7 protein-coding genes are annotated in these 12,662 nt (G+C 35.2%); 5 read left to right on the top strand and 2 right to left on the bottom strand.

Annotated features, from left to right (window positions below):
* Positions 1–17 precede the first annotated feature (17 nt).
* The 5 genes from H0Z29_05715 (at position 18) to H0Z29_05695 (ending at position 9,575) form a co-directional block, all read left to right on the top strand.
* Positions 18–2,363, top strand: coding sequence for a hypothetical protein (locus H0Z29_05715; GenBank protein MBO8130999.1), 2,346 nt, complete (start codon positions 18–20; stop codon positions 2,361–2,363).
* Positions 2,364–2,373: 10 nt separating this feature from the next.
* On the top strand, positions 2,374–4,944 hold the full coding sequence (locus tag H0Z29_05710) for a glycoside hydrolase family 9 protein (protein ID MBO8130998.1): 2,571 nt from the start codon (positions 2,374–2,376) through the stop codon (positions 4,942–4,944).
* A gap of 51 nt (positions 4,945–4,995) precedes the next feature.
* A complete protein-coding gene (locus H0Z29_05705) occupies positions 4,996–6,132 on the top strand; it encodes a T9SS type A sorting domain-containing protein (GenBank protein ID MBO8130997.1) in 1,137 nt (378 codons plus the stop codon).
* A gap of 107 nt (positions 6,133–6,239) precedes the next feature.
* Entirely contained in the window at positions 6,240–7,520 is a 1,281-nt protein-coding gene (locus H0Z29_05700) for a T9SS type A sorting domain-containing protein (GenBank protein ID MBO8130996.1), read from the top strand.
* Between the two features lie 129 nt (positions 7,521–7,649).
* The gene (locus H0Z29_05695) at positions 7,650–9,575 is read left to right on the top strand and encodes an alpha-N-arabinofuranosidase (protein MBO8130995.1); all 1,926 of its coding nucleotides are present in this window, start codon (positions 7,650–7,652) and stop codon (positions 9,573–9,575) included.
* A gap of 84 nt (positions 9,576–9,659) precedes the next feature.
* Here H0Z29_05695 and xylB read toward each other — a convergent pair whose 3' ends face one another.
* Positions 9,660–11,222: a xylulokinase gene (gene xylB / locus H0Z29_05690; protein ID MBO8130994.1), complete on the bottom strand. Its 1,563-nt coding sequence runs from the start codon at positions 11,220–11,222 to the stop codon at positions 9,660–9,662.
* A gap of 30 nt (positions 11,223–11,252) precedes the next feature.
* Positions 11,253–12,590 carry a xylose isomerase gene (xylA, locus tag H0Z29_05685; protein ID MBO8130993.1) on the bottom strand — a complete coding sequence of 446 codons (1,338 nt, stop codon included), beginning with the start codon at positions 12,588–12,590 and terminating at the stop codon, positions 11,253–11,255.
* Positions 12,591–12,662: the final 72 nt, after the last annotated feature.

Raw genomic sequence — 12,662 nt, 5'->3', positions numbered from 1 at the left:
GATACTTAGAATTTTTTATGAGCAAAAAAAGCAGTGAGAAGCTAAATCTAAATTATTTAATAGCGGTTTTTTTTAACTCTCTTTTTATCTTAAGTTTCGAAATAATAGCTACAAGAATAACTTCTGTTATTTTTGTTTATAATTATGTATTCATAATAATTTCTCTTGCAGTGCTGGGATTGACATGTGGAAGCATTTTTGTTTTTTACAGATTTAAAGCAAACACAGCTGTTTCGATTAAAAAATGGATTATTAGTAGTTTTATTTTTCAGATTTTTTCTCTTCTAATTTTTATCCTAATATTTATACGTTTTAAACTTACAAGTAATATTTATCTATATTTTTTGATATTGTCTTTTCCATTTTTTGCAGGTGGTATAATCAATTCAATAGTTTTTAAGAGTTTTAGTAAAAATAGTTTTCTAATCTATGCTTTTGATCTTATCGGGGCATCGTCTGGGGCTTTTCTATCGGTCCTCTTCTTGAATGAGATGGGGGGACCGAATGGTCTGCTCTTTTCGATATTAATAATTTTTATCCCTATGGAGTTTTTTATTTTAAATAACTGGAAAGAGGTATTAGTAACATATTTTGTGATAGGGATATTAGCAACTTTTTTGTTTATAAACGGTCAAAGGGTTTTGATTGGTGAAGTACAAATAGGGAAATTTCCTGAAAAAGATTTCTATTATGCCTATCCTGGTGAACATGTATATAGAGAAATTATTGAATCTCGATGGAGCATATACGGACGATCGGATTTAGTTAGATATAGTCATCAGAATTTGTTGATGCACCTTTTTGTTGATGGTGCGGCGGGTACGAGAATGTATAATTTTGATGGTAATATAACCAATCCAAATCCTGAGTTAATAAATCTGTTATTTTCGCATTCTACAGCAATGCCCATATTGTTATCGCAGGAAAATCAAAGAGACAATATGTTGGTAATAGGTCCAGGAGGTGGAAAAGAAGTTTTAATCGGTTTACTTAATCGTGTGAAGAAAATAGATTGCGTTGAAATAAATCCAGATTTCGTTGAGATAGTTAAGGATTATTCCGATTATAATGGCGGGATATATTCGTATTTTCCAAATGTTAATATATATATAACCGAAGGTAGACATTATGTTAAAAGAGTTGGTAAGAAATATGATATAATAGTATTAGCGCTTCCCTCTACAGAACAGGCTCAGAATATTGAGGTATATGCAGCTAATGAGAATTTTTTATTAACAAAAGAAGCAATTAAGGATTATTTTAAAATAGCATCTGAAGAAGGTATGTTGATATTTACCTTACATAATGAACATGAGGTTTTACGTATTATTACCTCTTTGGCAGAGGTTTTTAAAGAGTTTGGCGTTAGTACTAGATATATTCCCTATTATATTTCTATAATAAAGGGATTTGACGCTCCAACTGTTGTGGTAAAAAAGAAGCCATTTAGCAAGACCGAAGCGGATATGTGGGTTGAGAATAGGCGAATCTACCCTAATTATTTTGCAAACTTTATTTATCTACCGTATTATGGTGGTGATGTCAAATCTATTTATTTTAAATTATTGGAAGGATTAAAAGAGGGACGGATTTATCTAAAGAGTTTTATTGAAAATTATAAATATAATATTTTACCGTGTAATGATGATAAACCATATTTCTATAATATAGAGAAGAGCATACCAGAAGATTTAAAATTATTGCTAATTAGTGTATCTATTTTCAATTTATTGTTAGTCGTAATCCCAATTGTTTTTTTGAAATTGGGTTCCTTGAAAAATAGTTCGTCTGCTCACAAAAGTGTTTACTGGGATGTTTTAGTTATTTTTATTTCGCTTGGTGCTGGTTTCATGCTTTTGGAGTTATCGCTATTCCAGAAGTTAATATTATTTCTGGGTTCACCAACGATTTCTCTTGTGATATTATTGGCCGCTCTTCTAATAAGTATGGGAATAGGAAGTTACTGTAATGAGAAATTATTTAAGATGGGTTATGGTAAAAGGATATCAATTGCCAGTCTAATAATTGTTTTATATGGAGTATTGTTATCTACATTTATAATACCAATGATTTATTCGATGATAAAATTGCCACTAATTTTGAGAATATTAATGATCTTTACATTGGTGTTTCCACTTGGCTTTTTGCTTGGTACACCATTCCCTACAGCTATAAGAATTTTAAATAAAAGGAATCAAGTGGGATTAATTCCATGGATGTATGGAATAAACGGAGGTATGTCAGTTTTTGGTTCAGTACTTGGAATGTCAGTTTCAATGGTTTATGGCTATACGCATGCTTTTATAGCCGGATTGTGTTTTTATATGATAGTGTTTTTATTAGCTTTAGTAAAAAAATTATAACGGAGGGAGTATGTTAGAAAGGAAAGGGATTGGTAAAAAGGTAGAATTTCTGACTCTTGTTGTTATTATTTTTATCATTGCTTTAAATGTTTTTAGCCAGGATTTAATTATTAATAATCTCGGATATTTTGAAAAACCGGGATTAAACATCCTTGTCTTTAGCAATCGATATACAGGCTATTTTTTTGATGAAAAGACAGCAGGAATAGAAATTATTCACCATGGTGTTAGAGTTGCTCAAGGAGGAGGGGTAAGGCTTCAGCCTACACCGGAACAGTGGGATTTAATACCAAGGGTGGAGAAGAGGATAGTTAATCGTGATGAAAATAGTATTGAAGTTGTGTTATGTTATGAGCAGTTTGATTTTCACCCAAGAATAGTTGTCAAGTCGGAAGGTGAGTCGGTAAAAATTATGGTGTATCTTGATGAACCGTTACCAGAAAGATTGGTGGGTCATGCCGGCTTAAACCTTGAATTTTTACCATCTGCGTATTTTGAAAAGACATTTTTAATGGATAATGAACCCGGGATATTTCCACTGTATCCAACAGGTCCTACAGTTGTAAAACCTATCAGGGAAAAAATCCGTCAGTTTGCTGGGCATTCTACTTTTGATGATAGAGGAAGAGGGGAATTTATTGAACCTTTACCAATAGCTGTTGGAAATGAATTGGTTATCGCTCCTGAAGATCCATATCGTCACATTAGAATAAAATCTGAAAAAGGTAAATTGATGTTATATGACGGCAGAAATCTGGCTCAAAATGGATGGTTTGTTGTAAGGACAGTACTTCCAGCGGAAAAAACCGGGGAAGTAGTAAAATGGACACTCTGGGCAAATACAGTGAAAAAGTGGAAGAGAGAACCAAACATAACCTTTTCTCAGGTTGGTTATCATCCACTACAGGAAAAAATTGCAGTGATTGAGCATGATAAAGATGATAAAGTATTAAAGAGTGCTGTACTTTACAAAATTAATCCTGATGGAACTCATAAGAAGGTATTTAAAAAAGATGTGAAAGAGTGGGGATTATTTTTACGATATAGATACGGTATATTTGATTTTTCTGAGGTACAGGATACAGGGCTATTTATAATTAGGTATGGTAAATACACTACAAATCCTTTTCCAATTTCAAGAGACGTTTATAAAAAAATCTGGGAGCCAACGCTCGGGATCTTTTTCCCCGTACAAATGGATCATATGTTTGTAAACGAAGCGTATCGGGTATGGCATGGATTGCCCTATATGGATGATGCATTACAGGCACCAATAAACCATGTACATTTCGACGGCTACTTTATGCGGGATACTACAGACACCAAGTATAAACCTTTTGAACGTATACCTGGATTGAATGTAGGTGGATGGTTTGATGCTGGTGATTTTGATATACAGACTGGTCACCATTGTACGGCAATTTTGAATTTTGTAGATACATGGGAAATTTTTAAAGTTGACTATGATCAAACATATATTGACCAAAAAAATAGATATGTGGATATTCACAGACCTGATGGTAAGCCTGACATACTTCAGCAAATAGAACATGGAACGTTGCAGCTTGTTGCTCAGATGAAAAATATTGGACATGCTGTAAGGGGGATAGTTGTAGGTAATTTGCATCAGTATACACATCTGGGAGATGCTCATTCTATTACTGATGGGTTAATGTATGACTCAACTCTTGCGCCTGGTGAAGTTAAATGTAATAGAAGCGGGAATATGGATGATAGATGGGTTTTTACAAATAAAGACCCAGCATTAAATTACCATACAATAGCTGCTTTAGCTGCTGCTTATAGAGCATTAAAGGATTTCAATGATGAATTAGCAGCACAATGTATAAGTATTGCAAAAAGTGCATGGATAAGTCAGCATGAAGAAACGGGATGGGATGTCATTTCAGAATCTCCACATCCATGGTATAGGAGATACAGGATATATATGATAAATAATGAACTAAGGGCTGCTTTTGAGTTATATAAGACCACAGAGGATAAGCAATATCTTGATAGATTTGAAAAATTGGTATGGGTAGCTCTTGACTCAGCATTGAATTCAAATATAGGGATAGCAGTTAGAGCTATACCTTTTTTTAGTGGTGAATATAAAGAAAAGCTTATATCATATATTGAGAAGTTTAGTAGGTATTGCGAAGATTTTAAAGAAGAAAATCCTTTTGGTGTACTAATTGGTTTTAGACCCTGGGCAGGAAATCATGAACTAATGGAGTGGGGAACTACCTGCTATCATGTTTATAAAGCTTTTCCGGATTTATTATCCCCAAATTATACTATCCGATCTTTGAATTATGTTCTTGGAATGCATCCATATTCAAATCTTTCATTTGTTTCAGCTGTTGGAGTAAAATCGAAGAAAGTAGCTTATGGTGGTAATAGAGCGGATTTTTCCTTTATTGCCGGAGGGGTTGTCCCTGGAGTTTTAATGCTAAAACCTGATTTTCCTGAAAATAAAGAGGACTGGCCATTTTTATGGGGAGAAAATGAGTATGTGATTAGTACCTGCTCTGTATATATCTTTCTAGCTAATGCAGTAAATGATCTTTTAGTTCATTAAGTATGTTATATGAAATTACTATTGCAGTGAAAATTTATTGGAGTAAATGATATGAATTTGGGAAAAATTTTATTTATCTTAGCGTTGTTTAGTGCGGTAGTGTTTTCTGCTCAGGATGATACAGTTATGGTATATATGGCTAGTATGCCACCGATAGTTGATGGCTATGGGAACGATGAGTGCTGGAGAAATGCAAAATGGCAGCCGATTGATCAGGTGTGGATGCCATATAATGCTGAGGTTGATTCCTCTGACTACTGGGGTCGATATAAAATAATGTGGTCTGAGGAGGAAAATTTACTATATTTCTTGGTTGAGATTTATGATGATATAGCTGTAGGAGGATTGGATTTAAACAATGTCCAGGGCATCTATAATTACGATGTACTGGAGGTTTTTATTGATGAAGATAAATCTGGTGGATTACATGTTTTTGATGGCATAGGTTCTTTTGGCGAAGAGTGGGGAACAAATGCAGAAAACGCTTTTGCGTATCACATATTTTCAAAATTTCCTGATGATGGTGGTGTTAATTATGAAAAAGTTGTTTCTGATATTGCAGGTACAGACTGGAGTCATAGAGAAGATCCCAATTATGCAGATCATTTTCCTGAATTTGCATTGAGAAGGCAAGGGAATCTGTACACAAGAGAATTCTCATTAAAAGTGTATGATGATACTTATGAACATTCTAATCCTGAAGATTCGAGGGTGAAGCTGTGCGAAGGGAAAATATTCGGTTTATCGGTGGCATACTGTGAAAATGATGATCCTAATGAGTTCCCTAAAAAGAGAGATAATTTTTTTGGTTCTGTCTGGGTTGCAAGAGAGGACTCGAATAATCATTGGATAAATGCCGACTTGTTTGGAACCGCTAAATTAATTGGTAAACAAACTGGTATAAAGATGAATTATAAAATGCCAGATGAGAGTATTTTTGTATACCCTAATCCTTCAGTTAATGATATGAATCTGGTAATACAAAATGGATATACAGGTAAATTAGAAATTAAATTGTATAATTTACTTGGGCAGGAATTATTTTATAGTACCGTAATAAAAAATGATTTAAGAATGAATTATAATATAAAAATTTCTGATAATTCGATTCCAACAGGTGTTTACTTTTTAAAAATAGATGGGGTTAATTTCAAGAGGTCTCTAAAAGTGTTTATGGTGAATGAGTAAAGTTATTAACAAATATAGAAATATTTAGCTTAATTTTTCTTTGTAATAATTTGCTCAGTGCTCAAATTCAACTTTGTAGTGATGGAGAGCAAACAGCGATACCAGTAATGGGTGGTGAATACATTATAATGAACAATGTCTGGGGTGCGAAGACGAAGCAGTGCGTTAAGTTCTATGAGGATAGCACTTATTTTAGGGTCATTTATTCCGAGCATAATAATACGGGAGGTACCCCTGCAGCCTATCCTGCAATTTTTAAGGGCTGTCATTGGGGAAGTTGTACAGGAAAGAATAATCCTTTATCTATTCAAATAAAGAAAATAAAAGAAGCTCCAATTACATGGATAATAGATACCAGATATGTAGATGGTACTTGGAATGCTGCATTTGATGGATGGTTTGATAAGGATGAAATTTGGTCTGGATCTGATAAAAAGTATGATGCAGAATTAATGATTTGGATAGACTATGGCGGTGGTGCTGGTCCTAGTGGAACTAAAGTTACTTCGGTTGATATTGCAGATCATAAATGGGATTTGTATTTTGCCAGGAGAGAAAATTGGGCAGGATGGAATTACATAGCATATAAGACTGTAAATCCAATAGATACCTTGGATATTGATCTTTTAGATTTTATTAGAGATGCTACAAGTCGTGGATATATGTATTCTGATTGGTATTTTGTTGCTGCAGAAGTTGGTTTTGAAATATGGATAGATGGGAAAGGGTTAACTACAAATAGGTTTTCATTTGATGCAGAAGAAACCAACATTATAATAAACTATGCTCCTTCTCCTTTTTCATTAAAATTTCCAGTCTATGGGATGACGTTACCATCCATGAATGTTTATTTTAGTTGGACGGAGGCAATTGATCCGGATAGGGATAGTGTTGAGTATATATTGAATATCAGTGGTTCTAATATTGATACAATGATGACTGGAATAAATGGAACTGAATATTCATTTGATGGTTCAGGTATACTGGAATATAATACAACCTACCACTGGAGGGTATTAGCAACTGATGGAATAGATACTACTTATACCAAATTTAGTCTGTTTAAAACACCTTCTTTAAGCTTTATAAGACTACAAAATGGAAATTCCTATGAAATTAAGTTGATTCAAAACTTTCCGAATCCCTTTAATAAAAAAACATATATAAAATTCGAAGTGTCGATTAAAACAAATATCGAACTTGAAATTTTTGATATTACCGGGAAGAGGGTAAAAAATTTATTTTCCGGAGAAGTTTTTCCCGGGGAGTATATTGTAATCTGGGATGGTAGTAATTTTAGAGGTGAGACTGTTGAAAGTGGATTATATTTTTGTATGTTAAAGAATATTGAGTTGAGGGAGATAAAAAAGATATTGTATTTGAAATGAGATGGATTTTTAATATTAAAATATTAAATGGAAGCATGCAATCTAATTTGATTGGTGATAATTAGATGAATTTTATGTGGCAAACAGGTTAATTTATTAAACCAATAACTGGCATTGGGGGGACAAAAGATGAGAAAAACATTAAGTGTATTAATTATTTTAATTGGACTGTTTAGTTTCATTATTCCAGAGGTTAAAGTAAATATTAATTTAGAAGAAGAAAAAGGGGAAATATCAAAGTACATTTATGGACAGTTCATTGAACACCTGGGAAATTGTATCTACAATGGAATATGGGCAGAAATGATCCAGGATAGGAAATTTTATTATCCCATTAAAGATGAATATAATCCATGGAGATATGACGAGGATCCATTCTGGAATGCAGGTAAGTTCAGGTTTATGGGAGCTTCTCCATGGGAAGTAATTGGTCCAAAAGGAACGGTAATGATGGATACTGTTAAGCCGTTTACAGGTAAACATAGTCCAAAAGTGATACTTGATGGTGATAAGAAGGAAAGGGGTATTCGGCAGTATGAAATAGCATTGGTCGAAGGGAGGAAGTACAAAGGATATATTTACTTATGTGGGGATAAGAAAGCTAAACCAGTTATTGTAAGATTTGTTTATTCAAATGGCGAGAAAATTGAGGAAGCTTTCAAAAAAATCAGTGATAGATGGGTTAAATATGATTTTTCCTTCATATCTCCAGCTTCTGATGATAACGTAAAAGTTGAAATTATATCGAATGGTAAAGGTTGGTTTAAAATAGGGACTCTTTCACTGATGCCAGCTGACAATATAAATGGTTGGAGAAGAGATGTTGTAGATCTGTTGAAAGAACTTAATGCACCAGTATATAGATGGCCGGGTGGAAATTTTGTGAGTGGTTATAACTGGAAAGATGGAATTGGGAATAGAGATAAAAGACCTCCAAGAAAAAATCCAGCCTGGAGAGGTATTGAACCAAATGATGTTGGAATACACGAGTTTATGGAACTGATGGAAATATTGAATGCAGAACCTTACGTTGCAGTGAATACAGGTCTTGGTACACCAGAAGAGGTGGTGGAGGAGGTGGAATATATAAATGGAGATACCAGCACTTATTTTGGAAAGCTGAGGGCAAAGAATGGCCATTTGAACCCTTATAATGTAAGGTACTGGGCTGTTGGTAACGAGATGTATGGCTCATGGCAACTTGGACACATGCCGCTGGAGAAATATTTATTGAAGCACATTGCTGTAGCCAAAGCAATGTGGTCAGTTGATCCGGAGGCAGAGCTTGTGGCTGTGGGGAATGTAGGTGAATGGACTGAGGGAATGCTAAGAACATGTAATAAATTTATGGATTTGATGAGTGAGCATATATATTGTAAGGAGAAGAAAGACGTTATAGAACATGCAAGCCAGCTTGCAGATAATATCAGAAGAGTGGCTGAGCAATACAGGAAATACTATAAAGATATACTGGGTGGGAAAAAGATTATGATAGCTATGGACGAATGGAACTACTGGTATGGGGATTATATATATGGTGAGCTTGGGTGTCGATACCATATGAAAGATGCTTTGGGTGTGGCAAGAGCACTTCATGAGTTTTTCAGAAACAATGATGTATATTATATGGCAAATTATGCTCAGACAGTAAATGTTATCGGTTGTATAAAGACAACGAAGACGAACGCAACATTTGCAGCTACGGGGATTGTCTTAAAACTTTATCGAAATGTTTTTGGTAAAGTCCCCGTTGGAATTAAGTGCAATGATGATAAGCTTGATGTTTTTGCAGCACTTGGTAAAAATAGAAAATACCTCACAATAGGTATAGTAAATCCAACATTTAATGAGAAAGAAGTAACGATAAATCTTGGAGATAGGGAAATTAAAAAAGAGGCTAAAGTCTGGTATATACAGAATGACGACCCGATGGCATATAATGAGCCAGGAAAACCAATGAGGGTGGATATAAAGGAAAAAATTATAGATGTGAGAAGTAGTGTTGTAACCATATCTCCATTATCAATTAATATAATAAGAATTGATTTAGATTAACATTTGTACGGTTTTCTTTGATATTTATTAAAAAATAAGAAAGCACCCAGAATTTGGGGGCTTTTTATACGTTGAACTTGTTATTTAGCTCCTAACCAGCTTGGCTCTTAGTCTAAACGGGTCTTCGGCTTCTAGCCCTCGCACTCTTTTACTCAGTGAGCTGAATAAATCCTTCATAATTCGATATACTGGGATATTTTCATTTATAGGTTTCTTCCTTCTGGATTCATCGAATTTTACAAAAGGTTTTACAATTTCTTTGATAGATATAGGTTTTTCATTCTCTTTTGTCCAGACCCATGCGGCATGTAGTGCAGCGCCGAGAGCAGCTCCTTCTCCCTCGACGGGAACAGTCTCTGCTTCAAAAATGTCTGCGATCATCTGGCACCAGGAGTGGGATCGCGATAATCCACCTGTGAGTCTTATTTCTTTCACTTCGACTGGCATTCTCTTAAAACCATCGTAGAGATTCAATACATGACCTTCCAGAACTGCACGGCATAGATTTTCAATAGTGAACTCTGATAATTTAAATCCCATATAAATTGGAGAAGCAAGTGGTACATCTGGAGTTCTTTCACCCATATACCAGGGTATTAATACTTTTCCATTATTACCGGGTTTTGTTTTATTAACAAGTTCATCGAACTCATCATGGTTTATCTTTTGTGTTTCAATTATTTCGTTATAACCATTTGCCATATTGGATACACATAATAGTGGAAGATAATGTCCTGTGCTGTCACAAAAGGCGGCTATTTCTCCTGTAGGGTCGATATAGGGCTTTTCCATAAAGGTATAAGCTGTACCACTTGTTCCGAGGCTTACAGTCACTATTCCTGGCTCAACATTACCTGTGCCTATTGCACCATACATGTTATCGCCTGAACCTGCATCTATCCTGCAATTAGGTGAAAATCCAAATTTTACAACGAGTTCCTTTGATATATTTCCAATTGTCTGATCGGAAGGTTTTACAGGTGGGAGCTTTTCCTTCAGGTCTGGTGAGATAGCGTTTATTACTTTATCAGACCATTTACCTGTAGCAGGATTCCATAAAGCAGTGCCGGATGTATCACCAGGTTCCATCACCGCTACGCCACCTGTTAGATAATAATTTATAAAATTGTGAACCAGAAATAGTATTGTGGACTTCCTAAAGTTTTCCGGTTCATGTCTTACCATATGGAATATTTTAGAGGCTGTATAGCCCGTCCTCTGACTGTTTCCAACTTCTTTTATCATTTCTTCCAGACCACCGACCTTCTCGGTAAGTATTTCGCACTCTTCAAGTGTTGAGAAATCGTTCCACAGCTTTGACCTGGGTCTGGAAAGATTTCCATCCTTATCAAGTGCAACCAGTCCATGCTGTTGTCCACTGACAGAAATGCATCTAATTTCGTTCATAGTTATTCCAGCTTCTTTTGCTCTCTGAAAAGTCATATTCACTGCATCGATCCACATATTTGGGTCTGATTCTGAACATCCCTCTGGTAATCCCTGTATTACTCCATTTTTAGTGTTATATTGTGGAAGATCATTATCGTAATTAATGTTTGTAACGAATACCACTTTGGATAAATCTGTATCTATTATTACCAGTTTACAACCCTGTGTTGACACATCTAGTCCAGCGAATAATTTCATTTTAACCCCCTATATTTTTTAAGGGTGATCCTATTTAATATACATGTTTATTAAAGCCTCGAACAGCTCCTGTTTCCCGCTTATTAGTTCAGGCTCGCCATATTCATAAGCCAGTTTTGCGATCTCTGGTAGGCTGAGTTCACCTTTTTCAAATTTTGCACCATCGCCAGAATCAAAGCTTGCATATCTCTCTTTTCTCATTTTTAGATAGTCTGATTTCTCAAGGATTTCATTAGCGATTAAAAGTCCTCTTGCAAGGGTATCCATCGATGAGATATGAGCGATAAACAGGTCTTCAAGGTCAGTTGAGTTTCTTCTTGTTTTAGCATCGAAATTCATACCACCCACTTTCATTCCACCGTGCTGTAATAGTATAAGCATTAATTCTGTAGCCTGATATAAATCATGCAGGAATTCATCGGTATCCCAACCCAGGAATAGGTCGCCCTGGTTTATATCGAGTCCACCAAGAAGATCATGTTCACAGGCAAGAAGTACTTCATGGGTAAATGTATGCATTGCAAGGGTTGCGTGATTGTTTTCAATGTTTAATCTAAAATCTTTTTCGAGGCCATTTTGTTTAATAAATCCAATGACAGTTGACACATCATAGTCGTATTGGTGTTTTGTTGGTTCTTTTGGTTTTGGTTCTATTAGAAAGTGTCCTTTGAAACCAGCTGTGCGCCCATAATCCCTTACTTTCTGGAGAAAAATTGCAAGATGGTCGAGTTCTCTTTTGATGTCGGTATTATGAAGTGTATCATAGCCTTCTCTACCACCCCAGAAGACATAATTTTCGCCATCGAGTTCTATTGTTGCGTCAATTGCCATTTGTACTTGTGATGCTGCATGGGCTACTACGCGAAAATCGGGATTAGTTGCGGCTCCATTCATATATCTCGGGTGGCTAAAAAGATTTGCCGTACCCCAGAGAAGTTTTACACCAGAGGCTTCCTGCTTTTCCTTTGCTATTTTAACCATTTCCTTAAGATTTTTTTCTGTTTCTTTCAAGTTTTCTCCCTCAGGAGCCAGGTCCCGATCATGGAAACAATAGTAATGCACACCGAGCTTTGTAATGAATTCAAACGCAGCATCAAGTTTCTTTTTAGCTGCTTCCATTGGACTGGAAGCCTGGTTCCATGGAAGATCTTTGGTTGGAGCTCCGAACATGTCAAGTCCCTGCCCGCAGAATGAATGCCAATAGGCAATAGCAAATTTGAAATGGTCTTTCATTGGTTTACCAGCAACAACCCTGTTCTCATCATAGTATTTAAATGCTAATGGATTTTTAGAATCGGGTCCCTCGTATTGGATCTTTTTAATACCTTTAAAATATTCTTCCTTTCCTATTACAACATTAACTGACATTTTTCACCTCCTTTTTTGCAATTTTTCTATTTTCAACTTTAAAAATAAAATTAATCTGATGAATTTATCGAA

It is taken from the genome of Candidatus Neomarinimicrobiota bacterium, from assembly GCA_017656425.1.
Classification (GTDB): Bacteria; Fidelibacterota; UBA2242; order UBA2242; family B5-G15; genus JACDNV01.
This window is presented reverse-complemented; position numbering and strand designations above follow the sequence as displayed.